Source organism: Vulgatibacter sp. (genome assembly GCF_041687135.1).
GTDB lineage: Bacteria > Myxococcota > Myxococcia > Myxococcales > Vulgatibacteraceae > JAWLCN01.
In genome coordinates this window covers 760,525-786,778 of record NZ_JAWLCN010000003.1, presented here as the reverse complement: position 1 = coordinate 786,778, position 26,254 = coordinate 760,525, and the positions used below count along the sequence as shown (strand labels likewise).

The following is a 26,254-nucleotide window of genomic DNA, read 5'->3' as shown; positions in this document are numbered from 1 at the left end:
ATGGCCAAGCTCAAGGTCCTCGTCGCAGAGTTCGACACGCCGGCGCAGATCGTCGAGGCGGCCGGTGCGGTTTCGGATGCGGGGTATCGCGACTTCGATACCCACACGCCGTTCCCCATCCACGGCCTCGACCGGGCGATGAAGGTCCCCGGTTCGAAGCTGGGCTGGATCGTCTTCGCCCACGGCCTGCTCGGCTTCTCGGTCGCGCTGGCGCTGCAGTGGTGGACGAGCGCCGTCGATTACCCGATGGTCATCGGCGGCAAGCCCTACTTCAGCTACCAGGCGTTCGTGCCGGTCTGCTTCGCGCTGACGATCCTCTTCTCGGCGTTCGGCACGGTCTTCGGGATGTTCTTCTTGAACAGCCTGCCGCGGTGGTTCCACCCCGTGCTGGCGCACCCCGACTTCCGTCGCGCGACCGACGACAAGTTCTTCCTCTCGATCGAGTCGACCGACCCGAAGTTCGACGCGACCCGCACCCGTGCGTTGCTCGAGCAGATCGGTGGCAAGCGCGTCGCGCTCGTGGAGTCCCCGTAATGCGTCGCCACTCGATGCTCATCCTCGCGGTGCTGGCGTTGGCCGGCTGCCGGGGCGGCACCTCGGAGGAACCGCCGGTTCTTCCGCCGCCCAAGGCGCTCGACCATTACATCCTGCCGGTCACCAACATGAACGACCAGCCGAAGTACACGGCGCAGGGCAAGAACGACTTCTGGCCCGACGCCTCGGACAACCGGCTGCCGCCCGAGAACACGGTGGCTCGTGGCGCGCTCAAGGCCGACCCGGCCTTCTACCGGGGCATCGGCGCCGACGGGCAGCCCGTCACCGAGTACCCGATGGAGCTGACCCCGGCGCTGCTCGCCAGGGGCCAGGAGCGCTACGACATCTACTGCTCGGCCTGCCACGACCGCACCGGCAGCGGCCAGGGCCTGGTCCCGAAGCGCGGCTGGATCGCACCGCCGAGCTTCTACGACCAGCGGCTCCTCGGCTTCGGCCCGGGCCAGTTCTACCAGGTGATCAGCCAGGGCGTTCGCACCATGCCTGCGTACGCCAAGCAGATCCCCGAGGCGGATCGCTGGGCCATCGTCGCCTACATCCAGGCGCTCCAGACTGCCGCAACCGCTTCGCTCGACGACGTCCCGGCCGAGCAGAGGACCAACCTGCGATGAGCTCCAACCCCACGGCATCCTCGATGACGCCCTCCTACGAGGAGGCGCACGCTCCGGGCACCCAGGGGATCAAGATCCATTGGGAGGCGGCCCGCTCCAAGCGCGCCGCGATGATCGGCTTCGTGGTCGGCGCCATCGGCGTCGCCCTCACGCTGATCGGCATCGGCGTCGATCGCACCGCGGCCTTCGGGTCGTGGATCTTCGCCTACATGCTCTTCCTGGCCATCGCGCTCGGCTCGATGTTCTTCGTGCTGATGCACCACATCACCGCCTCGCGGTGGGGCACCACGGTGCGCCGGCTCGCCGAAGCCTCGATGTCGACCCTGCCGCTCTTCGCGCTGCTCTTCGTCCCGGTGCTGGTCGGTCTCCACGACCTCTTCCACTGGACCCACGCCGAAGACGTGGCGAAGGACGCGATCCTCACCGCCAAGGCGCCCTACCTGAACATCCCCTTCTTCTACATCCGCGCGTTCATCTACTTCGCGGTGTGGATCGGGCTGTCGGTCTACCTGACCCGCAAGAGCGCCCTGCAGGACAAGGGCAACGGCCTCCACATCCTCGGCCAGATGCGCACCGCGTCGGCGCCGGGCATGCTCCTCTTCGCGCTGTCGCTGACCTTCGCTGCGTTCGACTGGCTGATGTCGCTCTCGCCGCACTGGTTCTCGACCATCTTCGGCGTCTACTACTTCGCCGGCGCGGTCCAGGGCGCGCTCGCCATGATCATCATCGTCGCGATGTTCCTGCAGCGCGCGGGGCTCGTGCACCGGATGATCACCGTCGAGCACTACCACGACCTCGGCAAGCTGCTCTTCGGCTTCACCGTCTTCTTCGCCTACATCGCGTTCTCCCAGTACTTCCTGATCTGGTACGCGAACATCCCCGAAGAGACGGAGTGGTTCCTCCACCGCTGGGGTCCCTGGGCGGGCCTCTCCATCGCGCTGATCTTCTTCACCTTCGTGCTGCCCTTCTTCGTCCTGCTCTCGCGGGTGGCGAAGCGCACCGCTCCGATCCTCCTCCTCGGCGCGCTGCTGGTCCTCGTGGGCCGGGCGATCGACATGTACTGGCTGGTGATGCCCAGCCTCGATCACCACGGCCACGGCCCGCACCTGTCGTGGATGAACTTCACCGCGCTCCTCGGCATCGGCGGCCTCTACGTGGGCCTCCTCTGCTGGCGGCTCGGCAAGAACGCCCTCGTTCCGGTGGGCGATCCGCTCCTCCGCTCCTCCATGGGTCACGAGAATGTCTGATACGCACGGACACGATACGCATGGCCACGGCCATGCAGAGGCCGAAGCGGATCGTGCCAACGTCGGCATGATCGGTCTCCTCCTCGCGCTCGTCGCGATCTTCCTGGCGATCGCCTCCTACATGCTCTGGATCTACTTCCAGCGGCAGGCCGAGGCGGTCACCTACGAGCAGGTGCTGTCGCGTCCTTCCGAGGAGCTGCAGGCGCTGCGCGCCAGGGAGAGCGAGTGGCTCTCCACCTACGGCGTGGTCGACAAGGAGAAGGGCCTCTACCGGACGCCGATCGACGAAGGCATGAAGCGCTTCCTCCAGGAGGCCAACGCCCGCCGCTCGGCTGGCCAGCCGCAGGTCGTCGTGCCTGCGGCGGCGCCTGCCCCTGCGGCAGCCGAGGGCGAGGCCACCGAGGCTGCCGGCGAGAACGCGCCGGCAGAGGCCCAGGCGAAGTGAAGCGCCTGGTTGCGATCACCGCTGCCTGGGCGCTCGCCGCCCTGGCGGCGGCGGGTGTTGCCAGTCCCGCCGCGGCGCAGCAGGCGCCGGGCGGGCTGATGCAGCCCTCGGTCCCGAAGAACGTGCTGCCCTCCGATCTGGAGGCGGTGCGGGTCGACGAGCGCCTGGGCGAGATGCTGCCCCTCGACGTGGTCCTGACCGATCACGACGGGCGCCAGGTCAAGCTCGGCGACTACTTCGACAAGGGCCGGCCGGTGATCGTCAACCTGGGCTACTACGGCTGCCCGATGCTCTGCGGGCTCGTGATCAACGGGCTCAACAAGGGGCTCAAAGGTCTCGACTACCTGCCGGGCGACGAGTTCGACATCGTCACGGTGAGCATCGATCCGAAGGAGGGGACCGCTCTCGCGAAGCAGAAGCGCGAGAGCATCCTCGAGGAGCTCGGGAAGGACGGCGCCGGCAAGGGCTGGTTCTTCCACACCGCCACCGAGGTCGAGATCAAGCGGCTCACCGACGCGGTGGGCTTCGGTTACCGGTGGGACGAGAAGGGCAAGCAGTGGGCGCACGCTGCCGTGATCATGGTCGCCTCGCCCGAAGGCAAGCTCGCCCGCTACCTCTACGGCATCGAGTACACGCCGAAGGATCTGAAGCTCGCCGTCCTCGACGCCGCCGAGGGGCGGGTCGGATCGACCACCGAGCAGCTGCTTCTCTTCTGCTACCAGTATGACGCCAAGGCGGGGGGCTACGTCCTCTTCGCTCGCAACATGATGAAGCTGGGGGGCGTCGTGACGCTCGTGACCCTCGGCACCTTTCTGGTTGTGATGTGGCGGCGGTCCCCGCGCCGCGAGAGTTGAGAGTCATGCCGACCAACAACGATTCCATCCTCTTTCCGCCGCAGGCCTCCACGTTCGCCCAGGACGTGGACGCGCTCTACTACTTCATCCACTACCTCAGCGTGTTCTTCTGGGTGGGGATCGTCGCGGCGATCGTCTACTTCGTGTGGCGCTACAAGCGCGGCCACAGGGAAGGTGTCGGTCCCTCGCACAACCTGCCCATGGAGCTGACCTGGTCGATCATCCCGTTGATCCTCGTGATCGCGGTCTTCCTCTGGGGCTTCAAGGGCTTCATGGGGATGTCCCGCGCTCCGAGCGGCGCCGAGCAGATCCAGGTCACCGGCAAGAAGTGGCTCTGGAACTTCGAGTACCCGAACGGCCAGCAGGCGATCGGCGAGCTCCACGTCGAGGTCAACAAGCCGTACAAGCTGATCATGACCTCCGAGGACGTGATCCACTCCTTCTTCGTTCCGAGCTTCCGGAACAAGATGGACGTGGTCCCCGGCCGGATCACCACCTTCTGGTTCGAGCCCACCATGGTCGGCGAGCAGCAGGTCTTCTGCACCGAGTACTGCGGCGACGGCCACTCGGACATGCTCGCCAAGATCGTGGTCCACACCCCCGAGGACTACGCGAAGTGGGTGGAGGAGAACCAGAAGGAGGACACCACCACGCCGCTGCCGGAGCTCGGTGAGAAGCTCTATACGAGCAAGGCCTGCTTCACCTGCCACTCCACCGACGGTTCGGTGAAGGTGGGCCCGACGTTCCAGGGCCTCTTCGGCAAGCAGGAGCAGCTCACCACCGGCCAGACCGTACCGGTCGACGAGGAGTACCTCCGCGAGTCGATCCTCCAGCCGAACGCCAAAGTGGTGCAGGGCTACCAGCCGGTGATGCCCACCTACCAGGGTCAGCTTTCGGACCGTGAAGTCAGCGGTCTGATCGAATACATCAAGACGCTCTAATAAGGCCGGGCCTGCGAACTAGGCCTCAGGAAAGCGATTATGAGCACCACCACCGCTACGCCCGTGCCGGCAACCGAGATGGACCGCTGGCCGGACACCCACTACTGGAACGCGACCAAAGGCTTCAAGTCCTGGGCGCTGACCGTCGATCACAAGCGCATCGGGATGATGTACCTGGTCGCGATCCTCACCGCCTTCTTCCTCGGCGGCGTCTTCGCGATCCTGGTCCGCCTCGAGCTGCTCACGCCGGACCAGACCATCGTCGGCGCGAAGACCTACAACCAGCTCTTCACCCTGCACGGCGCGGTGATGGTCTTCCTCTTCCTGGTGCCGTCGATCCCGGCGGCGCTCGGCAACTTCTTCCTGCCGATGCAGCTCGGCGCGAAGGACGTGGCCTTCCCGAAGCTCAACCTGCTCAGCTTCTACGTCTACGTCCTCGGCGCGGCCTTCGCGATCTTCTCGCTCTTCGCCGGCGCCATCGACACCGGCTGGACCTTCTACACGCCGTACTCGCTGCAGACGAACACCGCCGTCACCTCGATGGTGCTGGCAGCGTTCATCCTCGGCTTCTCGTCGATCCTCACCGGCCTGAACTTCATCGTCTCGATCCACAAGCTGCGCGCCCCGGGCATGACCTGGTTCCGGATGCCGCTGCTGCTCTGGGCGCTCTACGCCACCTCGGTGATCCAGCTCCTCGCCACCCCGGTGCTGGCGATCACGCTGCTCCTCATCGCGATGGAGCGACTGCTCGGGATCGGCATCTTCGACCCGGCCCTCGGCGGCGATCCGGTGCTCTACCAGCACTTCTTCTGGTTCTACTCGCACCCCGCCGTCTACATCATGGTGGTGCCCGCCTTCGGCGTGATCTCCGAGATCATCGCGACCTTCACCCGTCGGCCGATCTTCGGTTACCGCTTCGTGGCCATCTCCTCCCTCGCGATCGCCTTCATCGGCTTCTTCGTGTGGGGCCACCACATGTTCGTCTCGGGGCAGTCCGAGTACGCCGGCATGGTCTTCAGCTTCCTGAGCTTCTTCATCGCCATCCCGACGGCGGTGAAGATCTTCAACTGGACCGCGACCCTCTTCAAGGGCTCGAACTGGCTCGCCTCGCCGATGCTCTACGCGATCGTCTTCCTGATCCAGTTCACCATCGGCGGCCTCACCGGCCTGCCGCTCGCGGCGCTCTCCACCGACGTGCACTTCCACGACACCTACTTCGTCGTCGCGCACTTCCACTACGTGATGATGGGCGGCACCGTCTTCGCCTTCATCGGCGGCCTGCACTACTGGTGGCCGAAGATGACCGGCCGCATGTACAACGAGAAGTGGGCGAAGATCGCGCTGGCGACCCTCTTCGTCGGCTTCAACGTGACCTTCTTCACCCAGTTCATCCTCGGCACCCGGGGCATGCCGCGCCGGTACTACAACTACCTGCCGGAGTACGCCCGCCTGCACGGCTTCTCCACCGTCGGCTCGTGGATCCTCGCGCTGGGCTTCATCATCATCGCGGTCTACCTGCTCAAGTCGCTGCGGAGCGGCGCCGTCGCCGGCGCGAACCCCTGGGGCGCTTCGACGCTCGAGTGGCAGACCGCCTCGCCGCCGCCGACCGAGAACTTCTTCGACACCCCGCACGTCAACACCGGCCCCTACGTCTACCCCGACGAGGAGCTGGCTCCCCGGAGGGCCGCGTGAGCACCCCCAGCGCGTCGATTCCGAGCAACGTCCAGCGCCACCAGGTCGGCCATCACTTCGCCAATGCAGAGCAGGAGTTCAGCTCGGCGAAGCTGGGCTTCTGGCTCTTCCTCTGCACCGAACTCCTGATGTTCGGTGGCCTGTTCGTGGGCTTCATCTACTACCGCACCTTCCTGGCCGAGACCTTCCTGGCGGCGCACCGGACGCTCTCGATCCCGCTGGGCACGGTCAACACCGTGGTGCTGATCACCTCGTCGTTCACGATGGCGATGGCGATCCGCTGCGCCATGGTGAACAAGCAGAAGCAGATGATGGCCTTCCTCTGGGTCACGCTGCTCTGCGCCGGCGCCTTCATGGTGATCAAGCTCGGCTTCGAGTGGCCCTCGAAGTTCGCCCACCACACGCTGCCGGGCCGGTACTTCGACCTGGCCCACGCGGTGGAGGCCTACCCCTTCCTCGAGGGGCTGGCGAGCCCGCACATCTTCTACAGCCTCTACTTCATGATGACGGGCCTGCACGGCATCCACGTGGTGATCGGCATGGGCCTCATCACCTGGCTGATCTGGCGCGGCTACAAGGGCCACTTCTACAGCGGCTTCTACACGCCGCTGGAGATGACGGGCCTCTACTGGCACCTCGTCGATCTGATCTGGATCTTCCTCTTCCCCCTCTTCTACCTGGTGGGCTGAAGCCATGGCGCACAACGAGATGCACGCGAGCCACGCCTCCGAGGAGCTCCACCACGAGCCGCTGCCCGTGAAGGTCTACGTCGGCGTCTTCGTCGGCCTGCTCTTCCTCACCTTCGTCACCGTGGCGATCGCCGGCTTCGATTTCGGCGACTTCAACATGGTGGTGGCGATGGCGGTGGCGCTGACCAAGGCCTCGCTGGTCGTGCTCTATTTCATGAATCTGAAGCACGACCACGACAGGCTGAACGGTGTGATCTTCCTCACCGGCCTCTTCTTCCTGGTGGTCTTCATCGGCCCCACGATGTGGGACGCCTTCACCCGCGACGCGCTCGATCCCGATCGGGCCCGGGCGGTCGAAATGGCGCCTCCGGCCGCTCCTGCGGCACCTGCCGCGGCGCAGTAGCGGGCGCTCCCGCCGGCGGATCGGCGATCATCCGGCCTCGCGAAGCGCCGGCCTCCTGCCCACCGGGCAGGGAGCCGGCGCTTCGTGTTTCATGCGCCGGGACTTCTCGCGGACGGCCAAACGTAGTAATTCCTCTGCCCAAACCGATTCACGGGCCGCCTGCGCGGGTCGATGGATCGCCGACCCGTACCTGCCACTCGTAGAAAGCAAAGGGGCGCGAATGGCCGCACAGGCAACTGCAGCGACCGCAGATCAGAGGCAGCCGAAGGGGCTGTACGTCCTCTTCTCCGCCGAAGCATGGGAGCGCTTTTCGTATTACGGCATGCGCGCCCTGCTGGTGCTCTACCTGGTCAACCACCTGAAGTTCGACCGGGAGAACGCGCTCCAGATCTACGGCCTCTACACCGGCCTCGTCTATCTGACGCCGATGCTCGGCGGCTACCTGGCGGACAAATACCTGGGCGCCCGCAAGGCGGTGCTCATCGGCGGCATCGTCATGGCCCTCGGCCACCTGGCGATGGCCTTCGAGCCGCTGCTCTACCAGGCGCTCGGCCTGCTCATCGTCGGCAACGGCTTCTTCAAGCCGAACATCTCGACGATCGTCGGCGGCCTCTACAACGAGAACGATTCCCGCCGGGATGGTGGCTTCACCATCTTCTACATGGGCATCAACCTCGGCGCCTTCTTCTCGCCGCTCGTCTGCGGCGTGCTCGGTGAGAGCGTCGGCTGGCATTGGGGCTTCGGCGCCGCCGGCATCGGCATGATCTTCGGCCTCCTCGTCTTCGTCTGGGGCCAGAAGCTCCTCGGCACCACGGGCTTCCCGCCGGGCCGCGAGGTGACCAAGGACAGCCGGCTCAACACGAAGGACTGGATGGATGTCGGCCTCTACACCGTCATCTCCTGCCTCGTCGTCTGGGCGGTGATCCTGATCGGCGGCCAGGTGGGCCAGGGCCCGATGCTCATCGGCGGCATCGCCGTCACCGGCGTCGCGCTGGTGGGGCAGCGCGCCTTCACCAAGCCGGATACCAGCGCCACGCCGCTCACGAAGGACGACTGGCAGCGGATCGTCGTCATCGGCATCCTCGCCTTCTTCAACATCTTCTTCTGGATGGGCTTCGAGCAGGCGGGCGGCACGATGACGCTCTTCGCCGACACCCAGACCAACCGGCATCTCCTCGGCTGGGAGATCCCCGCCTCCTTCTTCCAGTCGATCAACCCGATGCTGATCGTCTTCCTCGCGCCGGTCTTCTCGATCGGCTGGAAGAAGCTCGACGAGTCGAAGTACTCGCTCGCCACCCCGGCCAAGATGGCCCTCGGCATGATCCTCCTCGGCCTCGGCTTCGTGGTCATGTACATCGCCCAGGGGGTTGCGCAGGAGACGGGCATGGTCGGCCCGCTCTGGCTGGTCTCGGTCTACTTCCTCCACACGGTGGGCGAGCTCTTCCTCTCGCCGATCGGCCTCTCGATGGTGAGCAAGCTCTCGCCGGCCCGCCTCACGGCGATCATGATGGGCGTGTGGTTCGCCTCCTCCGCCGTCGCCAACTACTCGGCGGCAGCCCTCGAGTCGGCGCTGCACCAATTCCACGTGCCGCTCTACGGCTTCCTCATCTTCAGCTCGATCGGCGCCGGCGTGATCCTCCTGCTGATCACCCCGCTGCTGAAGAAGTGGATGCACGGCCGCGCCTGATCAGGACGGGCGACCGGTAGCATCGAACGGGGCAGCGGGCGACCGCTGCCCCGTTTTCACTTCGGCACCCGCTCCTGGACCATCTCGATCAGCTGATCGAGATCGAAGGGCTTGCGCACGAAGCCGGCGGCGTGGAGCGCCGCGGCCGTGCGCGCCACGTCCGGCGTCGCGGAGAGGATCACCACCGGGATCTCCGCCAGCGCCGGGTCGCGCAGCTGCTCGCTGCGAAATTCCCAGCCGCTCATCTCGGGCATCATCAGGTCGAGGAGGATGAGGCGGGGGCTCACGCCGTTGCGCAGCTGCTCGATCGCCTCACGGCCGTTGGCGGCGATCGCCACCCGGAAGCCCTCGATCTCGAGGAGCTCCCGCAGCGTGTCGCGGATGTCGAAGTCGTCGTCGACGACCAGCACCTGCGTGTCCCCGGCAGCCGTCACGTGCCTCCTAGTCGGCGCTCGGCGCCTCCACGTCCACCAGCGGCGGGCGCTCTTCCTTGCCGGCAAGATGGTGGGCCTGGGCCTCGCCCGGCCGCCGCCGCCGCTCGAAAGCCTCCAGCCGTACCGGCCGCCCCTCCGCTGCCGAGCGGAAGATCGCCTCCACGATCCGCACGTCGGCGAGGCCCTCCTCGCCGTCGGGCTCCGGCTGTCGATCCTCCAGGATGCAGCCGGCGAAGTACTGCAACTCGGGCCCGAATTGATCGACGATCTCGAAGCGCCGTTCCTCCACCTCGCCCCCGTGGTCGAGCTGACGAACCCGGGGCATCCCGTATTCGTAGGCATTGTCGAGGCGGAGATCGCCCTCCGTTCCCACGACCCGGTAGGTGGCCACGGCGCCGCAGTCGAAATCGACGGTGAAGGTGGCGGTGCGGCCACCCGAGAAGCGGAGGACCGCCGTCGCCCCCGCCTCCACCTCGGCGAAGCGCTCGTCCCCGGGCCGTCCCGGCAGGGTCCAGGCGAAGACCTCCTCCGGCTCCGCACGGAAGAGGTAGCGGGCGGCGTTGACGCAATAGACGCCGAGATCCCAGACCGGACCGCCACCCCGCGCCCCGCTGGAGCGGATGTTGCCCCCCTGGAGCTGGTAGCCGAAGGCCGAGGTGAAGAAGCGCGGCGTGCCGATCGCGCCCCGGCGCAGCAGCTCGATCGCCTCGAGGTTCGCCTCCTCGAAGTGGAGGCGGTAGGCGATCATCAACTTCACCCCCGCGTCGTCGCAGGCGCGGATCATCGTCCGGCAGGACGTCTCGTCCAGGGCCATCGGCTTCTCGCAGAGCACGTGGACCCCGGCCCGTGCCGCCCGGACGGTGTAGTCGCAGTGCATGTCGTTGGGCAGGGCGACGTAGACCGCGTCCACCTCCTCGTTGGCGAGGCAGGCGTCGTATTCGTCGTAGCCGTAGAGGTGCCGGACGCCATAGTGGGCGCCCAGCTTCTCGCGCTTCTCCCGCTCGTCCGACACCAGGGCGACCAGCCGTGCGTTCGGCGCGTTGGCGAAGGCCGGCAGCACCTGCTCCTGGGCGATGTGCCCCAGCCCCACCACCGCGTAGCCGACTTTCTCCGCCATCGATTGCCCCCTTCGCCGCCGCCGCCGTGGACGGGGCAAGGCCAACGTTCGGACGACGGCGCGCGGGTGCAACGAGTCCGGGATCAGTTCAGCGGGAGGCGGACGCGGAAGGTCGAGCCGACCCCCGGCTGACTCTCCACCTCGATCGACCCGCCGTGGGCCTCCACGAGCTTCTTGCTGGCGGAGAGCCCCAGCCCCACCCCCGGGATCTCCCCTGCGACGGAGCGCCCCCGGCGGAAGGGCTGGAAGATCCGGGCAAGCTCGGCTGCCGGAATGCCCAGCCCGCGATCCTCCACCTCGACGATCGCCGTGCCCTCGCTCCGTTGGAGCCGCACCTGCACCGGGCCGCCCTCCGGCGAGTATTTGATCGCGTTGCTGAGGAGGTTGCCGAAGACCTGCGCCATCCGGACAGGGTCGAAGGCGAGCTCGACCGGCTCGGCCGGGAGCTGCAGCGCGATCGGGTGGGCGGGGTCCCCGTCGAAGAGCTCGCACGCCTCCTCGATCGACTCCCGCAGGTCGGCGACCTGGAGATCGAGCGCGAGCTTGCCCACCTCGAGGCGGCTGACGTCGAGCAGGTCGTCGACCAGGCGGCGGAGCTTGTCGATCTGCCGCCGCACCACTTCCAGGCGGCGTTGCAGCCGCTCGGGCTGCTCGGCCTCGCGCTCCGCCATCTGCGCCGCGGTCTTCAGGGCGGTGAGCGGGTTCTTGAGATCGTGGGCCACCGCGGCGAGGAAGGTGAGCTGCTGCTCCCGCTGGCGGTCGAGGGCATCGGCCATCTCGTCGAATTGCTCGGCGATCCGCCGCACCTCCACCGGGCCGCTGCGGATCGCCCGTGCCGAGCGATCGCCTGCGCCGTAGCGGGCGATGGCGGCGGAGAGATCGCGGAAGGGGCGGTAGATCGACCGCTGCGCCCAGAAGAGGAGCGCCGCCACCAGCATCGTGAAGAGGCCGGCGATGACGAAGCCGCCGATCGCCGCCGCGTGCCGCCAGAAGCCGGCCCGGTCCACGGCCTCGCGTGCCTGGGCGAGGTTGATCGCGCTGAGACGATCGGACTGGATCAGGGCCTGGTCGAGGATCTCGCTCGCCCGCCGGTATTCGGTGATCGCGTTCTCCTCGTTGGTGTGGACCTCGTCGAGAAAGCGATCGATCGCGGAGCGGAGCCCCTCGAGGACGAGCGCCTCGTTGTCGGAGTTGACGTTCCGCGCTGCGGCGGCGAGTCCGCGCCGCACCTCCTGCTCGTGCAGGTCCGCCGCGAGGCCGTGCCCCTGCCCCGGCGCCACCTGTTGGAGGAAGCGCTCGCGGTTGGCGAGGAGCAGGGCCAGCTCGATCTGCTCCACCGCCCGAACGCTCGCGTCGAATCCGGCGAGCTGCTCGGTGGTGGCGGCGCTCTGCCGCACGAGCAGCAGCAGGCCGATCGCAGCGCCGAGACCGATGAGCAGGATGGCGATCGCCATGGCGGCGATCGCCGAGCGGATGCTCAGCGCACGGGACTCGCGGGGAGCGGGAGCCATGCGCACATGCTATCCCCCCGCGCACGCGGAGGCCCTCGGATTCAGCGCACCGCCTGGACGGTGCCCTGCACGTCGAGGGGCGACGTGGTGAGGAAGCGGACGCTCGGGTTCTCGCGCTCCGCCACGCCGAGCTCCCAGTCGTTGCGAAGCAGCACCACCGGGTGGCCGTCCGTGTCCTCGACGTGGGTGCCGACGATGTCGCGGGCGGCCTTGCTCACGTCGCTCACCCCGTCGAGCCAGCGCGCGTGGGTGAGGCCGAGGCGCTCCACCACCACGTTCACCGAGTACTCGCTCTCGAGGCGGTGCTTGAGCACCTCGAGCTGGAGCACGCCCACCACCGCCACGATCGGATCGACGGCGCCGGCGCCGCGGCGGAAGAAGATCTGCACCGCCCCCTCCTCGGCGAGCTGGCCCAGGCCCTCGACGAGCTGCTTGCGGCGGAGCGGATCCTTGAGGCGCAGGGTGGCGAAGATCTCCGGCGAGAAGCGGGGCACGCCCACGAAGGCGGGGCCCCTGTCGGTCGCCAGGGTGTCGCCGATGCGGAGGAGGTGCTGGGTGTCGACCACGCCGACGATGTCGCCGGCGTAGGCCTCCTCGACGTCGACGCGGTCGCGGCCCATCAGCGTGTGGGCTGCAGCCAGCTTGATCTCCTTGTCGAGGCGCAGGTGCCGGACCTTCATCCCCTTCTCGAAGCGGCCGGAGCAGACGCGGATGAAGCAGAGCCGATCGCGGTGCGACGGATCCATGTTCGCCTGGATCTTGAAGACGAAGGCGGAGAAGGCCTCGTCGTCCGCTTTGCGGCGGCTGCCGTCGCGGGTCTCCCGGTCCACCGGCGGCGGCGCCAGGGTGACGAAGCGGCGCAAGAACGGACCGATGCCGAAGTTGGTCGCCGCGGAGCCGAAGAAGACCGGGGTCTGCTCACCCGCCAGGAACATCTCCATGTCGAAGGGCTCGCCGGCAGCCTCGAGGAGCTCGAGATCCTCCTGGAGCCTGGCGTAGAGCGAGTCGCCGATCCGCGCGGGCAGGGCGGGATCGTCCTTGTCCATGACCTCCTCCTCGACCACGGCGGCGCCATGGTGGCCGCCGGCGAAGAGGTGGACCTTGCCGTCGAGGCGGTCGTAGACCCCGACGAAGCCGCGGCCGGAACCGATCGGCCAGTCGAGGGGCACGGTGTGGATCCCGAGGACCTGCTCCACCTCGGAGAGGAGCTCCAGGGGATCCTTGCCCTCGCGATCGCATTTGTTGATGAAGGTGACGATCGGCGTCTTCCGCAGGCGGCAGACGTGGAAGAGCTTCTTCGTCTGCGGCTCCACGCCCTTGGCGTTGTCGAGGAGCATGATCGCCGCGTCCGCTGCCACGAGGGTGCGGTAGGTATCCTCGCCGAAGTCCTGGTGGCCGGGGGTGTCGAGGAGGTTGCACGCAGCGCCCTCGTACTCGAACTGGAGCACCGACGAGGTCACGGAGATGCCGCGCTCGCGCTCGATCGCCATCCAGTCGGAGGTGACCTGACGCTTGGTCCTGCGGGCCTTCACGTCGCCGGCGAGGTGGATCGCGCCGGAGTAGAGGAGGAGCTTCTCGGTGAGGGTCGTCTTGCCTGCATCCGGGTGCGAGATGATCGCGAAGGTGCGGCGGCGGGCGGCTTCCTGGGAGATGTGCTGCGACATGATCGCTCCCTCAACGGCTTGGAGGGGGCGTTCTATCCGAAAATCGCCGGCAGGGGGCACCTCGCTTCGCGCGCCGCGCCCCGCGACAGGCGACGGGGCCGCCCGATCCAGGCGGCCCCGCCCGGCGCTGCCCGCGTGTTACTGCTGGGGCTGCGGCGGCTGCTGCGCGCCCTCGGGCTGCGGCGCCGCCCCGGGCTGCTGCGCACCCATGCTCTGGATCTCGAGGGTCTGGACCGTGTTCTCCTCGCCCTCCTGCTTGTAGGCGGCGCGCACGCTGGCGCCCTGCTGCAGCTGGTCCTTCTGGACGGGCTGGCCGTTCATCGTGATCTGCGCCTGCTCGCCGAGCTTCATCTCCATCTGCTCACCGGCGGCGGTGCGCACGGTGATCTTCTCGTCCGAGACCTCGGTGATGGTGCCGGTGGCCGTCATCATCTGCTGCTCGGCAGCGGGCTGCTGCGCCGCGGGCTGCTGGGCCTGCGGCTCACCGGCAGGGGCCTGCGCCTGCGGCTCCTGCTCCGCTGCGGGCTCCTGGCCCTGGTTCTGACAACCGGCGACGACGAAGATGGCGGCGAGCGCCAGGAACATTCGCTTCATGCATGCCTCCCGTGCGGCGAAATGCCGCGAACGCACCGCACAACGTGCATCCCGGCGGCAAGCGGTGCCACCGGTGCACGCCCCTCGCGGGCCGGGCTGCCTGCAGGAAAGCCTCGTCTTCCCGGCTCTCTACCGCGCCGGCTGCTGCGTGCCCGCAGGTCCCTGGCTGCCAGGGGTGGCGGAGGGGGTCGGCGTCGGCGCGGGTTCGGCCCTGTCGATGTCCACCCGCCGGGCCACGTTCTCGCCTTCCTCCTCGCGGAAGGAGGCGCGCACCGAAGCGCCCTCCCGGATCGTGGAGGCGGGAACCTCCCTGCCTCCCAGCATCACCTGCGCGCCCTCGGCGATCCGCATCTCGACCACCTCGCCGTTCGCCGTGCGGAGGGTGAGGCCGTCGGGCTGCGCCTCGGTGACCACGCCGCCCACGGTGATCAGGGCCTCGGTCTCGCCGGGCGCCGCCTCCTTGCCGCTCTCGCCCCTGCAACCGGCGAGGGCCGCCACTGCGAGCCCCGCCACGAGCCACCGCTTCATCGTCCACCTCCGTGCGGCATTTCCGTGCCGCTGTGCAGGAAAGCTGCTCCCTCGGCGGCCGAGGTGCCAGCCGGGCGGTAGCCGGCACCCGCCAAAGGGGGGGAGGAACGAAAAAGGCGCCCGGCCAATCTGAGGCCGATGCGCCTTCTTGCCCCTTCCGCCCGAAGCGGCTCAGGGGTGGTTCGCGTGATCCGCGCCCGGTGGCTCGGTCATCTCCTTGCCGATGTTGCCCCGGTGGTTGGGCTCGCGGCTCGGTCCCAGGCCGAAGCCGCCCTGCGCCTCCGCGAACTCCCGGAGCACGTCGTCCGGATCCCGGTATTGCCGGTCCGGCAGCGACTTGAGGAAATTGATGGCGTCGACCGGCGCCTCGCCATCCTCCGCCGCCTGGACGAGATCCTCCCGGGTTGCCGGGTACTCGACCGTCTCGAGGATGTACGACGCGCTGCGCTGCAGCCTCTCTCCTACGCCTCGGGCCATCCGGCGCCTCCCTTCTTCCCGTGGAATGTTACCCACAAAACATGGGCATCCCCGGAGAGCGGGACCACCGTCGTCAGATCTGCACGACCTCGACGACCTCGGGGAGCTCCTCGCGGAGGCGGCTCTCGATCCCCATCTTCAGGGTCGCGGTCGAGGAGGGGCAGGAGGAGCAGGCGCCCTTCATGAAGACGTAGACCACGCCGTCCTGGAAGCGCTCGAAGCTGATGTCGCCGCCGTCCATGGCGACCGCGGGCCGGATCTCCTCCTCGATGATCTCCTTGATCCGGGAGACCACCGGGCCGTCCTCGGCGTTGGCGGCAGCGGCCTGCTCGAGGACCGCGGGATCGACCGGATGCTCGCCGGCGTCGAGGTGCGCGTGCAGCGCCGCGTGGACGCCGTCGTTGAGGGCGGCTGCATCGGCCTCGTCGGCCATGGTCACGGTGACGAAGCTCGGTCCCACCATCACCGCCTTCACCCCGTCCACCTCGAAGAGGCGCAGCGGCAGCGGCGAGGTCTCGGCGGCGGCCTTCTCGGTGAAGTTGGCGGTGCCGCGGGGGAGGAGCGGGCGGGCGACCACGTACTTGAGGGTCGAGGGGTTGGGGGTGAACTCCAACCGGATGAGGTCCTGGCTCTGGGCGTTCATGCGAGTCTCCTTCGGTCGTCCATGGGAACACGAATCGTCCGGCCCAGCTTCCGGGGCGGGCAGATGGCGACCCTGCTGCTTCCCATAGCGGTCCGGAACGCCGATTTCCAGTGAAGTGGCCGGTCTGCTCCGCTGCCCGCCACCCGGATCCCCCCGCCCCGCGAAAAACCCACCGTCCCCACGCTTGTGGCCACCCCGGTGCGGTCTCACCTTCTCCGCCGGGAGGAGCGATGGACGAGCAGATGGACGTAACGAATACCGTCACGCCGGACCGGATCCTCGAGCTGGAGGATCGGCCCGACTGGGCGCTCGATCTCCTCGATTTCGAGCTGCACAGCAACGCCTTCCGGGACGGCCAGCGCATTCCGCCCCGCTATACCGCCGACGGCGACGACCTCTCGCCGGCCCTCGCGTGGGGCAGGCCCCCGGAGGGGACGAAGAGCCTCGCGCTGGTGGTCGACGATCCCGATGCGCCGGGGGGGCTCTTCACCCACTGGATGGTCCTCGGCCTGCCCGCAGCGCCGGGCGATCTGGTCGAGGGCCGGGGCACCGATCCGTCGGACGTCGCCGGGGCGCAGACCCTGACCAACGATTTCGATCGGGTGGGCTGGGCCTCGCCGGCGCCGCCGCGGGGCCATCCGCAGCACCGCTACCGGTTCCGGCTCCTCGCCCTCGACAACGAGCCGCGGCTGCCCTCGTCGTCGCGGCGGGGCGATTTCGACCAGGCGATCGAGGGCCACGTGATCGGCGAGACGATCCTCACCGGCCACTACGGCCGCTGAGCTCGTCGCCCGGGAACGACGAAGGGCCTCTCACTCCCGGTGAGAGGCCCTTCGTGTGTGCGGCTTTTCGCCCGGGAGCCTACTTCGCCTCGACGATCTTCGCGCTCTTCACGTAGTCGAGCTGCGGGAACTCCTTGCGCAGGTAGGCGTTGCCCTCGGTCTGGATCCGGCCCTGGTTGGGGCCGCGGCCCCGGGGGGCCCCTTCGCCGTAGCCCTTGTAGAGACCGTCGACCACGTCCATGCCCTCGACCACCTTGCCGAAGGGGGCGAAGCCCATCCGGTCGAGGAAGGCGTTGTCCTTGTAGTTGATGAAGATCTGCGTGGTGCGCGAGTTCGGGCCGGAGGTGGCGAAGCTCACCATGCCCTTCTGGTTGCTCTGCTTCACCGCGTCGTCGGGAAAGGTGGCGGTGCGCCACTTGCCGGCGACCTGCGGATCGCCGTGGATGCCGAACTGCACCATGAAGCCCTCGACGGCCCGGAAGAAGGCGGTGTCGTCGAAGAAGCCGTTCTTCACCAGGTTGTAGAAGCGGTCGGCGGCGAGCGGGGCCCACTCGCGCTGCACCTCGATCACGAAGTCGCCCTTCGTGGTGGTGAAGTGCGCGCGGTACTGCGCCGGCGCCTGCTCGGTGAGCTGCGCGGGCTGGAGCAGCGGCGAATCCGCCGGCACCGCCGGCTGCGCTGCCGGCGCGGCGGGTGCCTGCTGCTGCTGCTGGGCGGGGGGCTGCTGCTGCGCGGGCTGCTCGGCCTGCTGCTGCTCTTTGCAGCCGGTGAGGGCGAGGAGGACGGTGGCGGCGAGAAGGAGCAGGGTGCGGTTCATGCGGGGCTCCACGTCGAGCGGATGGGGATGTCGGGCAGGCCTTGCCCGTGTGGGGCCGAACCATAACCAGCGGCGCGCGCTCCGTCGCCCTCTCTCGTGACGGACGGGCGGGCGCAGCGCCGATCCGCCGCCCGGCAAACGGGGCAGCCACGGAGCGGCGCGAATGGAGTAGGCTCCCGCGCCATGAGCGGCGACGAGAAAAGCCTGCAGGAGCGCCATGCGCCCGCCTCGATCTGCTTCGGCTGCGGCCCCGCCAACGAGCGCGGCCTGCGGATCCGCAGCTTCCCGCAGGGCGACGTGGTGGTGGCGGACTGGAAGCCGGAAGCCTGGCACGAAGCCTTCCCCGGCATGCTCAGCGGCGGGATCACCGGCACGCTCCTCGATTGCCACAGCAATTGGACCGCAGCCTGGCACCTGATGAAGCAGGCGGGGCTCGCGGAGCCGCCGTGCTGCGTCACCGCCGAGTACGCGGTGCAGCTGCGCCGGCCGATCCCCTCGGGCGAGACGGTCCACCTCGAGGCCCGGGTGGTCGAGTCGAAGGAGGACCGCGCCGTGATCGAGTCGAGCCTCGTCGCCGGGGGCAAGGTCTGCGCGACCTGCCGCGGCACCTTCGTCGCCGTGAAGCCGGGTCATCCCGCGTACCACCGCTGGGGATGAACGTGATCGCTCGCTTCCGCCGCTGGGCCCTGGTCGGCGTCGCCCTCGGGGCGCTGCTCTATCTCGGGCTCTCGCTCCACGCCGGGCTGCCGGCGGTGGCGGACGAGCTGCGCCGCTTCGGCTGGATCTGGGCGGCGCCGATCCTTTTGCTCTCCCTCTTCAACTACGGCCTGCGCTTCGTGAAGTGGCACTACCTCCTCGGCCGCCTCGGCGTGCGGATCGGCTGGGCCGAGGACGTGCAGATCTTCCTCGCCGGCCTGGCGATGACGATCACGCCGGGCAAGGCGGGCGAGCTCCTGAAGCCGCTCCTCGTCCGCTCCTCCACCGGCGCGCCCCTCACCCGCACCGTGCCGGCGCTGGTCGCCGAGCGCGGCACCGACGCGATCGCGGTCCTCGGCCTCGCGGCCCTGGGCGTGACCCACTACTTCGCGGAAGGGGCCTCGGCGCTGCTCACCGTCGGCGTGGTGGGGCTCGTCGGCCTCCTCGTCCTCGCCTCGGAGCGGCTCTCTCTCGGGACGATCCGCCTCACCCGCCACGTGCCGCTCCTCTCCCGCGTCGAGCCGCGCCTCGAGGAGATGTACCGGGCGATGCGCACCTGCCTCGCGCCGGTGCCGCTCATCTTCACCGTGCTCCTCTCGATCGTGGCGTGGGGCGCGGAGTGCGTGGGCTACCTGCTCGTGCTCCAGGGCTTCGGCGTGGAGAGCGCCAACCTCTCGGTGGCCACCTTCCTCTACGCCTTCTCCTCGATCGCCGGCGCGCCCTCGCCCGGCGGCCTCGGCGTCGCCGACACGGCGCTGCAGGAGGGGGCGATGCAGCTCATCGCCGGGATCACGCGCCCCGAGGCGCTGGGCAGCGCGCTCCTCTGCAGGCTCGCCACCCTGTGGCTCGGCGTGGCGATGGGCGGCGTGGTGCTGCTGCGCTACGGCGCCACCCTCGGCGACGCGGCGGCGGATGCTGCAGCGCCGGAGGCGAAGCGGCCCGCAGCCTGATCAGCCGCGGAGCGCTGCGATGGCGAGCAGGAGCCAGGCGGCGAGGAAGGCGAGGCCGCCGATCGGCGTGATCGCGCCGAGGACCCGCACGCCGCTCAAGGCCAGGGCGTAGAGGCTGCCGGAGAAGAGCACGATCCCGGCGAGCATCGTCCAGCCCGAGGCGTCGACCAGGCTGCCGGGGCGCTGCATCGCGAAGAGCCCCACCGCGAGCAGGCCGAGGCCGTGGAACATGTGGTATTGCGCGCCGGTCTGGAAGACCGCCAGCAGGTCCGCCGGAAGCCGTGCCTTGAGACCGTGGGCGCCGAAGGCCCCTGCTGCCACGGCGAGGAAGGCGTTCACCGCGCCGAGTGCCAACCAGATCCGTTCCATGCACGGGCGCTTAGCATGCCGGCAGGGCTCCGGCCGAGCGAAAGCCACCCGTGCGCTGGCGCAGCAGCGCTGCCCCGGCGCGAAACCGTTGACAGATTCGCCGGTCCGGTCCACCGATCCGGCTGGACGCGGCACGTCGCCGCAATAGGATGCGCCCCCATGGCCAACGAACGCAGGGACGGACAGGCAGGAACGCAGGGAGGCGGCCCCGGGGGCCGCGGTGGCTTCGGCGGCGGCGCCGGCGGCAGAGGTCCCGGTGGACCGGGCGGCTTCGGCGGCCGCGGTGGCCCCGGCGGGCCCGGCCGTGGCGGCTTCGGCCGCGACGATCGCGGTGGCCGCGGCGGCAGGCGTGGCGAGGACCGGGGGCCGGTGGGTTTCGAGGGCGCCGCCCTCGAGTTCGCCCGCACCATCGACAAGCCGCTCCTCGCCGCCGACTACGAGGCGCAGCTCGCGCCCCTCGAGAAGCTCGCCACCCAGGCCCGCAAGGGCGGCGGCAAGAACCGCTCGATCGACGAGCTGCCCCACGACTCCCGCGGCAAGCTGCTCACCGCGCTCCTGCGCGTGATGCGGCAGACCAAGCCGGTCGAGGGCGACGAGGAGAAGGAAGGCAAGCGCAAGCAGGTCTTCGCCACCCTCGCCTCGGTGTGGGCCGGCCTGAACGACGAGCGCCGCGCCGAGATGGCGAAGGAGGAGGCGGGCGACGCGCAGATCGCGCCGCACCTGCTCGCGTGGACCGGCGAATGGGACAAGGTCGCGGCGCTCGCCGAGCACGAGCGGCGCTTCGGCGACGCGGCGAAGCTCTACGAGGAGCACGACCGCCTCGACGACGCGGCGCGCCTCTACCGCAAGGCCGGCGACGTGATGCGCGCCATCGGCATCTACACGAAGCAGGGCAACCGCGACGCGGTGGTCGAGGCGGCGAAGGATCTCAAGCCCGAGCAGCAGGAGCAGGTGCTCCTCGATGCGGGGCTCGGCGACGTCTACATGGATCTGCTCGTGCAGGCGGATCGCTGGGAAGACGTGGGCCGGCTCTACGAGCGCGCCGAGCAGTGGGCCGACGCGGCGCGGGCCTACGAGAAGGTGGGCCGCACCCACAAGGCGATCCGCGCCTGGGATCAGGCGGGCGAGACCGCGGAGGCGGAGCGGCTGATCGAGGCCGAGGTGCAGGAGCGGCTCGACGCCAGCGATCGCAACGGCGCCGCGAAGCTCTGGGCCCGCTTCGGCAGGTCGGCGAAGGCGGCGGAGCTCGCCACCAACCCGCTCGATCGCTTCCGCTGGATGCGCGAGGCGGGGCAGGTGGAGGAGGCGAAGGCCCTCGCCCGCGAGGAGCTCGGCAAGGTGCAGGAGGCGAGCAAGGGGCCGCTGGACCAGGCGCCCTGGCTGGCCCGCTCCGGCGACACCGCCAACGCGCTCCGGATCTACGACGAGCACCGCAAGCCGGAGGACGCTGCGGCGCTCTTCGAGGAGCTCGAGGATTGGGAGCTCGCCGCCCGTTGCCACGAGGTGGCGGGGAAGACCCGGCGCGCTGCGGATCTCTTCGAGCGCGCGGGGAATACCGAGGCTGCCGAGCGGCTCCGGGCGATGGAGCCCGAGAAGCCGAAGGCCCCCGCCCGCAAGCCCGGTGGCGGCGGCGGTCGTGGTCCCGGTGGCGGCGGTCGCGGCGGCAGGGGCCCCGGCGGCGGCGGCCGCGGTCGTGGTGCTGGCGGCGGCGGCAGGCGGCCGCCCCGCGGCGAGGGCTGATCGCGGGCCGACGACATGAGGAGAGCGGGCCGGGCCTTCGGGCGCCGGCCCGCTTTCATTTGGCCCCGGGGGTTGCGGCGCAGGGCCGGATCTGGAAGCTTGCGCGCCCTTCTGCGGGTTGATCGCCAGATGGACGCGCGCTACGGAACTGCGCGCACCGCCCACCCGAGACGAAACCGGAGCAACATGGCCACCAGCTGGGAGCTGAAGCAGCAGATCGAGGCGCGCCTCGCCGACGAGCAGGGCACGCTGATCAAGGACGCGCCGGTGCGCGTGGCCCTCTGCTACCCGAGCCCCTACCACGTGGCGATGTCGTCGCTCGGCTTCCAGACGATCTACCGCGAGATCCACCAGCATCCCGCCGCCACCGCCGAGCGCTCCTTCCTCCCCGACGACGTGGAGGCGTGGCGTGCCTCGCGCACGCCGCTCTTCACCTACGAGAGCGGGCGCCCCGTCTCCGAACACGACATCGTCGCCTTCTCGGTGGCCTACGAGATCGAACTCGTCGGCCTGCTCGACGTGCTCGATCTCTCCGGCCTGCCGGTGCTCCGGGAGGAGCGCGGGCCGGAGCATCCCCTGGTGGTCGCCGGCGGGCCGCTCACCTTCTCCAACCCGGTGACGATGGCGCCCTTCGTCGACGTGGTGGTGATGGGCGAGGCGGAGGAGACGATCCACGCGCTCCTCGCCCACTACGAGGGCACCCCCGATCGCGAGCGGCTCCTCGACCAGCTCGCTGCGCTGCCGGGTTTCTGGGTTCCCTCCCGGAGCATGGTGGTGCCGGCGGTGGGCAAGGCGGAGGACGCGCGCCTGCCCGCGCGCTCGCAGATCATCACGCCGCATACCGAGCTGCGCTCGATGTACCTGATCGAGGCGGAGCGCGGCTGCTCCCGCGGCTGCACCTACTGCGTGATGCGGCGCACCACCAACGGCGGCATGCGCACGGTGACGCCGGAGCGCGTGCTCGAGCTCATCCCGGCGGAGGCGCGGCGGGTGGGGCTGGTGGGCGCCGCGGTGACCGATCACCCGAAGCTGCCGAAGCTGCTGCGCACCCTCGTCGAGGACGGGCGCTCGGTGAGCATCAGCTCCCTGCGCGCCAACCGACTCACCGACGAGATCGTCGGGCTCCTGCGCCAGTCGGGGGCGAAGAACCTCACCACCGCCAGCGACGGCGCTTCCGAGCGGCTCCGCGACGCCATCGATCGCAAGACGAAGGAGAAGGATCTCCTCAACGTCGCCGAGCTCTGCAGGAAGCACGGCTACCAGCAGCTCAAGCTCTACCTGATGGTGGGGCTGCCCGGTGAGACGCAGGCCGATCTCGACGAGCTGCTGCGCTTCGGCACCGAGCTCTCGAAGATCATCCCGCTCGCGTACGGCTGCGCGCCCTTCGTGGCCAAGCGCAACACGCCGATGGACGGCGCGCCCTTCGAGGGCATCCCGGCGATCGAGAAGAAGCTCGAGTACCTGCGCCGCGGCTTCAAGGGGCGGGTCGACATCCGCGCCACCTCCGCCCGCTGGGCGTGGGTCGAGTACATGGTGGCGCAGGGCGACGAGCGGGCGGGGCTGGCGGCGATGGACGCGTGGAAGGGGGGCGGGAGCTTCGCCGCCTGGAAGCGCGCCTTCAAGGAGCGGGGCGTGCAGCCCCACGCGGCGCGCCGCGTGGAGGACGGCAGGCTCAAGCTCCCGACGCTGGCCCACTGGCCCCAGGTGGCGGCGCCGGCCTGACAACACCGCGCTTCAGAAGTAGTACGAGGCGCCGACGGTGAGCGGCACGTAGTATTTGTCGCCGGGCAGATCGTAGAAGGGCAGCTCGGCGCGCACGTCGAGGCTCAAGCGCGACTCGTAGAGACGCAGCGCCTCGATGCCGACCTCGACGAAGGCGCCGAGGCCGGTCTTGCTGCCGTTGTAATCGCCGTCCTCCACCTCGAAGGCGGACCAGCCCACGCCGCCGCCGAGGAAGGGCGTGACGTTGGTGGGGAGGAAGAACCAGCGGCCGCCCACGCCGAAGGCGAAGAAGGCCGCCTCGTCGCCGTCGTTGCTGCCGGCAGCGAAGCGCAGGTCGCTCAAGGCGGCGAAATCCTCGCTCTCGAAGCCCCAGCGCAGCAGGAAGCCGGCGCCGGGCACCACGTTTGTCCCCGGCACGGCGATGCCGACGAGGCCGAGGCCGAAGAAGCTCTCGCCGAATTTCTTCTGGTAGCGGCGGGTCTCCTCGCCGACGAGGGTGCTGACCGTAGCGGTCTTGTCCACCGATTTGTCTTCGACGATCGCCCGCACCAGCCGCGGCGCCGCCACGGGCGTCTCCTCGATCCCGGTGAGGAGGAGGTCGCTCTCGGCCTCGATGGCGCCGTTGGCGTCGACGTGCTGCAGCGAGAGGAAGACCTTGTGCCCGAGGGGGCGGAGGTTCACCCGCCACGCTTCGCCGGTGGCCTCGAAGGCCGGCTCGCCCACGGCGATCCCCTCCTTGCGCAGGTGGCTGCAGACGATCCCCGCCACCGTCTCCGCGTCCGCCGGATCGAAGGTCGGCGCCGGACCGATGAGGCAGGCAGCCTGCGCTTCCGCCGCTGCGGGAAGGGCGAGGGTGGTGGCCAGGGCTGCGAGCGCTGCGCGGTACATGCGACCTCCGTAGGGTCCTTTGGTGTAGCAGAGACTGTGCCCGCTGGTGAATCACTTGTGTCGACGCGGGGTTGGAGAACGGCTGCCGGTTCGCCGCCTCCGGTACCCCTGCCATCCATGTCAGCGTCGAGATGCTGGGGTAGAGTGCGCGCCCACGGAGAGACGGATGACCAGGGGAAGACCGGCCATGGAGAGGAAGGAATGAAGCGGCTCCTGGTGGTCGGCTGCGGCGGCATCGGCGGGGTGATCGCCGCCACCCTCGCGGAGCAGCAGGTGCCGCTCGCGGTGGTGGCCCGCGGCCCCATCGCCGAGGCGCTGCACCTGCGCGGCTTCGACCTGCGCGACGAGAAGGGGCGAAGGCTCGTCCGCGGCCCCGTCGAGGTCCACGAGTCCCAGCCTCCAGGGCCCTTCGATTTCGTGCTCCTCGCGGTGCCGCCGGATCGCCTCGAGGAGGCGGCTCGCGCCGCGCTGCCCTCGCTCGGGCCGGACGGCGCCCTCGTCTGCCTCCAGAACGGCCTCGCCGAGGAGCGGCTCGCTGCAGCCGCCGGCGTCGATCGGGTCGTCGGCGCGGTGGTGGCCTGGGGCGCCTCGGCGCCGGAGGCCGGCGTCTACGAGCGCACCTCGAGCGGCGGCTTCACCCTGGGCCGCCTCGACGGCGCTGCCGATCCCCGCCTCGACAGCCTCGCCTCGCTCCTCGAGCACGTGGGGCCGGTGCGGATCACCGAGAACCTCCGCGGCGCCAGGTGGAGCAAGCTCGCCCTCAACTGCGCGGTCTCTTCGCTCGGCGTCATCGGCGGCGACCGGGTCGGCGCGCTCCTGCGCTTCCGCTTCGTGCGCCGCCTCGCCCTCGAGGTGATGAGCGAGGCGGTGGCGGTGGCGGAGGCGGAAGGGGCCCGGCTCGAACGGATCGCCGGCACCGTCGATCTGCAGTGGATCGCGCTCACCGAAGCGGAGCGGGCCGCAGCCGCGGGGACGCCGACGCTGCTGGCCAAACACGGCCTCCTCCTCGCGGTGGGGGCCCGCTACCGGCGGCTGCGCTCCTCGATGCTCGCGGCGATCGAGCGGGGGCGGGTGCCGCCGGTGGACTTCCTCAACGGCGAGGTGGTGGAGCGGGGCGTGCGCCACGGGATCGATGCCCCGGTGAACCGGGCGATCGTGGAGCTGGTCCACGCCATCGCGCGCCGCGAGGAGCGCTCGGGTCTCGCCGCCCTGGAGCGGCTCTACCAGCAGACCCGCGCCGGCCGCCGCGCCGCCTGACGATCGGCAACCTCACGGCACGTCGACCCGGAGCAGCTCCCGGAAGAGCACCTCGCCCACGTCGAGGAAGAGCCGGGCCCCTGCTGCGAGGCCGCCGCAGTGGTAGGGCTCGCGGGCGAGGGTGAGCGCCACGCAGCGGCCGAGCACCGCCTCCCAGAAGGGCTCCGAATCCGGCGGCAGCAGGAAGTCGCGGATCAGCTCCCGGGGCCACGGCAGGATCGACGTGGGATCCGCGTCGCTCGGCGTGGTGAAGCAGTCGAGATCGACGTCGAGGAGCACCGGCCCGCCGCCCTCGAGCCAATCGGCGAGCTGCTTCGCCTCGGGCGTCGCGGAAGGCGTGCCCCAATCCGCAGCGAGCTGGTCCACGGTGCGGGCGCGGAGCAGGCGGTGCACGCCGCCGCGCCGGTCGGTCCAGCTCTCCCCTGCGTGTGCGCCGACCGGCGAGGCCCTGGCGATGGCGAGCACGTCGCCGACGATCCCCGCCTCCATCGCCGCCACCACGTGATCGGTGTTGCGGATGGTGAGCGACCAGCGGGCGTGCTCGTCGATCGCCCGCAGCCCCGCGCTGCGATCGGGGACCGCCGCCGGCGCCTCCGGTGGCACCAGGTCGAAATGCCGGTCGAGGGTGACGAGGAGGGCAGGGGGCTGCCCCTCGAGCGCCGCCGCCCAGGCGGGCAGGGCGAGGCGGTGGGGATCGAAGACCCACGCGGAGGTGGGGCCCCGCCCGCCACGGAGGGAGAGGCGCGTGATCCCGGCGAGCCGGGCTGCGTCGTGCGAGGGTGCCATCGGGCGAGAAGGTAGCCCGGCCTGCGCCGCCCTGGCATCCGAGATCGTGGCGCCTCGCCCCACGTCCCTCCACACCATCGGAAATCCGATGGGGAGCGGGGACGCCCCGTCCACGAAATCCCCACTCCACGTAGCTATCCGCCTCGCTCTGCGCAGCA

28 protein-coding genes are annotated in these 26,254 nt (G+C 69.7%); 16 read left to right on the top strand and 12 right to left on the bottom strand.

Features of this window, described 5'->3' with window-relative positions; translation table 11 throughout:
* The 10 genes from ACESMR_RS10945 to ACESMR_RS10900 all read left to right on the top strand — a co-directional run bounded on the left by ACESMR_RS10945 (position 1) and on the right by ACESMR_RS10900 (position 9,121).
* Positions 1 to 534, top strand: coding sequence for a DUF3341 domain-containing protein (locus ACESMR_RS10945; RefSeq protein WP_373047096.1), 534 nt, complete (start codon positions 1 to 3; stop codon positions 532 to 534).
* Positions 534 to 1,163, top strand: coding sequence for a c-type cytochrome (locus ACESMR_RS10940; protein ID WP_373047095.1), 630 nt, complete (start codon positions 534 to 536; stop codon positions 1,161 to 1,163). Before ACESMR_RS10945 ends, ACESMR_RS10940 begins: the two co-directional genes overlap by 1 nt.
* On the top strand, positions 1,160 to 2,410 hold the full coding sequence (locus tag ACESMR_RS10935; protein ID WP_373047094.1) for a hypothetical protein: 1,251 nt from the start codon (positions 1,160 to 1,162) through the stop codon (positions 2,408 to 2,410). The genes ACESMR_RS10940 and ACESMR_RS10935 overlap by 4 nt, the downstream gene beginning before the upstream one ends.
* A 67-nt stretch (positions 2,411 to 2,477) precedes the next feature.
* Positions 2,478 to 2,855 (top strand): hypothetical protein, encoded by a 378-nt coding sequence (locus ACESMR_RS10930; protein WP_373047093.1) that lies wholly within the window; start codon positions 2,478 to 2,480, stop codon positions 2,853 to 2,855.
* A complete protein-coding gene (locus ACESMR_RS10925; RefSeq protein ID WP_373047092.1) occupies positions 2,852 to 3,709 on the top strand; it encodes an SCO family protein in 858 nt (285 codons plus the stop codon). Before ACESMR_RS10930 ends, ACESMR_RS10925 begins: the two co-directional genes overlap by 4 nt.
* A gap of 5 nt (positions 3,710 to 3,714) precedes the next feature.
* Entirely contained in the window at positions 3,715 to 4,650 is a 936-nt protein-coding gene (gene coxB, locus ACESMR_RS10920; RefSeq protein ID WP_373047091.1) for a cytochrome c oxidase subunit II, read from the top strand.
* A 39-nt stretch (positions 4,651 to 4,689) separates the two neighbouring features.
* Positions 4,690 to 6,342 (top strand): cytochrome c oxidase subunit I, encoded by a 1,653-nt coding sequence (gene ctaD / locus ACESMR_RS10915; RefSeq protein WP_373047090.1) that lies wholly within the window; start codon positions 4,690 to 4,692, stop codon positions 6,340 to 6,342.
* Entirely contained in the window at positions 6,339 to 7,031 is a 693-nt protein-coding gene (locus ACESMR_RS10910; protein WP_373047089.1) for a cytochrome c oxidase subunit 3 family protein, read from the top strand. The genes ctaD and ACESMR_RS10910 overlap by 4 nt, the downstream gene beginning before the upstream one ends.
* 4 nt (positions 7,032 to 7,035) lie before the next feature.
* On the top strand, positions 7,036 to 7,434 hold the full coding sequence (locus ACESMR_RS10905) for a cytochrome C oxidase subunit IV family protein (RefSeq protein WP_373047088.1): 399 nt from the start codon (positions 7,036 to 7,038) through the stop codon (positions 7,432 to 7,434).
* Positions 7,435 to 7,654: 220 nt separating this feature from the next.
* Positions 7,655 to 9,121, top strand: a complete 1,467-nt coding sequence (locus ACESMR_RS10900; RefSeq protein WP_373047087.1) for a peptide MFS transporter — start codon at positions 7,655 to 7,657, stop codon at positions 9,119 to 9,121.
* Positions 9,122 to 9,177: 56 nt separating this feature from the next.
* On the opposite strand, the gene ACESMR_RS10895 is transcribed toward ACESMR_RS10900, so the two are convergent.
* The 8 genes from ACESMR_RS10895 to ACESMR_RS10860 form a co-directional block, all read right to left on the bottom strand.
* Positions 9,178 to 9,555, bottom strand: coding sequence for a response regulator (locus ACESMR_RS10895; RefSeq protein WP_373047086.1), 378 nt, complete (start codon positions 9,553 to 9,555; stop codon positions 9,178 to 9,180).
* A 7-nt stretch (positions 9,556 to 9,562) separates the two neighbouring features.
* A complete protein-coding gene (locus tag ACESMR_RS10890; protein ID WP_373047085.1) occupies positions 9,563 to 10,672 on the bottom strand; it encodes a Gfo/Idh/MocA family protein in 1,110 nt (369 codons plus the stop codon).
* A gap of 83 nt (positions 10,673 to 10,755) precedes the next feature.
* Positions 10,756 to 12,183: a sensor histidine kinase gene (locus tag ACESMR_RS10885; protein ID WP_373047084.1), complete on the bottom strand. Its 1,428-nt coding sequence runs from the start codon at positions 12,181 to 12,183 to the stop codon at positions 10,756 to 10,758.
* A 41-nt stretch (positions 12,184 to 12,224) separates the two neighbouring features.
* Positions 12,225 to 13,847, bottom strand: coding sequence for a peptide chain release factor 3 (locus tag ACESMR_RS10880; protein ID WP_373047083.1), 1,623 nt, complete (start codon positions 13,845 to 13,847; stop codon positions 12,225 to 12,227).
* Between the two features lie 138 nt (positions 13,848 to 13,985).
* Positions 13,986 to 14,441 (bottom strand): lipoprotein, encoded by a 456-nt coding sequence (locus tag ACESMR_RS10875; protein ID WP_373047082.1) that lies wholly within the window; start codon positions 14,439 to 14,441, stop codon positions 13,986 to 13,988.
* A 129-nt stretch (positions 14,442 to 14,570) separates the two neighbouring features.
* Positions 14,571 to 14,969, bottom strand: a complete 399-nt coding sequence (locus tag ACESMR_RS10870; protein ID WP_373047081.1) for a hypothetical protein — start codon at positions 14,967 to 14,969, stop codon at positions 14,571 to 14,573.
* Between the two features lie 171 nt (positions 14,970 to 15,140).
* Positions 15,141 to 15,446 carry a DUF2795 domain-containing protein gene (locus ACESMR_RS10865; protein WP_373047080.1) on the bottom strand — a complete coding sequence of 102 codons (306 nt, stop codon included), beginning with the start codon at positions 15,444 to 15,446 and terminating at the stop codon, positions 15,141 to 15,143.
* Between the two features lie 73 nt (positions 15,447 to 15,519).
* On the bottom strand, positions 15,520 to 16,089 hold the full coding sequence (locus ACESMR_RS10860) for a NifU family protein (protein WP_373047079.1): 570 nt from the start codon (positions 16,087 to 16,089) through the stop codon (positions 15,520 to 15,522).
* A gap of 230 nt (positions 16,090 to 16,319) precedes the next feature.
* Between ACESMR_RS10860 and ACESMR_RS10855 the strand changes: the two genes are divergently transcribed.
* Positions 16,320 to 16,871, top strand: coding sequence for a YbhB/YbcL family Raf kinase inhibitor-like protein (locus tag ACESMR_RS10855; protein WP_373047078.1), 552 nt, complete (start codon positions 16,320 to 16,322; stop codon positions 16,869 to 16,871).
* A 79-nt stretch (positions 16,872 to 16,950) separates the two neighbouring features.
* Here ACESMR_RS10855 and ACESMR_RS10850 read toward each other — a convergent pair whose 3' ends face one another.
* On the bottom strand, positions 16,951 to 17,688 hold the full coding sequence (locus ACESMR_RS10850; protein WP_373047077.1) for a peptidylprolyl isomerase: 738 nt from the start codon (positions 17,686 to 17,688) through the stop codon (positions 16,951 to 16,953).
* A gap of 183 nt (positions 17,689 to 17,871) precedes the next feature.
* On the opposite strand from ACESMR_RS10850, the gene ACESMR_RS10845 reads away from it, so the two are divergent.
* Positions 17,872 to 18,345 carry a PaaI family thioesterase gene (locus ACESMR_RS10845; RefSeq protein ID WP_373047076.1) on the top strand — a complete coding sequence of 158 codons (474 nt, stop codon included), beginning with the start codon at positions 17,872 to 17,874 and terminating at the stop codon, positions 18,343 to 18,345.
* Between the two features lie 2 nt (positions 18,346 to 18,347).
* Positions 18,348 to 19,334: a lysylphosphatidylglycerol synthase transmembrane domain-containing protein gene (locus ACESMR_RS10840; protein ID WP_373047075.1), complete on the top strand. Its 987-nt coding sequence runs from the start codon at positions 18,348 to 18,350 to the stop codon at positions 19,332 to 19,334.
* Here ACESMR_RS10840 and ACESMR_RS10835 read toward each other — a convergent pair whose 3' ends face one another.
* Entirely contained in the window at positions 19,335 to 19,703 is a 369-nt protein-coding gene (locus ACESMR_RS10835) for a DUF423 domain-containing protein (RefSeq protein WP_373047074.1), read from the bottom strand.
* A 159-nt stretch (positions 19,704 to 19,862) separates the two neighbouring features.
* Between ACESMR_RS10835 and ACESMR_RS10830 the strand changes: the two genes are divergently transcribed.
* Together ACESMR_RS10830 and ACESMR_RS10825 are read left to right on the top strand one after the other, a co-directional pair.
* The gene (locus ACESMR_RS10830; protein ID WP_373047073.1) at positions 19,863 to 21,443 is read left to right on the top strand and encodes a hypothetical protein; all 1,581 of its coding nucleotides are present in this window, start codon (positions 19,863 to 19,865) and stop codon (positions 21,441 to 21,443) included.
* A 186-nt stretch (positions 21,444 to 21,629) separates the two neighbouring features.
* Positions 21,630 to 23,165, top strand: a complete 1,536-nt coding sequence (locus ACESMR_RS10825; RefSeq protein ID WP_373047072.1) for a radical SAM protein — start codon at positions 21,630 to 21,632, stop codon at positions 23,163 to 23,165.
* Positions 23,166 to 23,177: 12 nt separating this feature from the next.
* Here ACESMR_RS10825 and ACESMR_RS10820 read toward each other — a convergent pair whose 3' ends face one another.
* Positions 23,178 to 24,053 (bottom strand): hypothetical protein, encoded by an 876-nt coding sequence (locus ACESMR_RS10820; protein WP_373047071.1) that lies wholly within the window; start codon positions 24,051 to 24,053, stop codon positions 23,178 to 23,180.
* A 201-nt stretch (positions 24,054 to 24,254) separates the two neighbouring features.
* On the opposite strand from ACESMR_RS10820, the gene ACESMR_RS10815 reads away from it, so the two are divergent.
* A complete protein-coding gene (locus ACESMR_RS10815) occupies positions 24,255 to 25,310 on the top strand; it encodes a ketopantoate reductase family protein (protein WP_373047070.1) in 1,056 nt (351 codons plus the stop codon).
* 12 nt (positions 25,311 to 25,322) lie between these two features.
* On the opposite strand, the gene ACESMR_RS10810 is transcribed toward ACESMR_RS10815, so the two are convergent.
* Positions 25,323 to 26,096 carry a hypothetical protein gene (locus ACESMR_RS10810; protein ID WP_373047069.1) on the bottom strand — a complete coding sequence of 258 codons (774 nt, stop codon included), beginning with the start codon at positions 26,094 to 26,096 and terminating at the stop codon, positions 25,323 to 25,325.
* Positions 26,097 to 26,254: the final 158 nt, after the last annotated feature.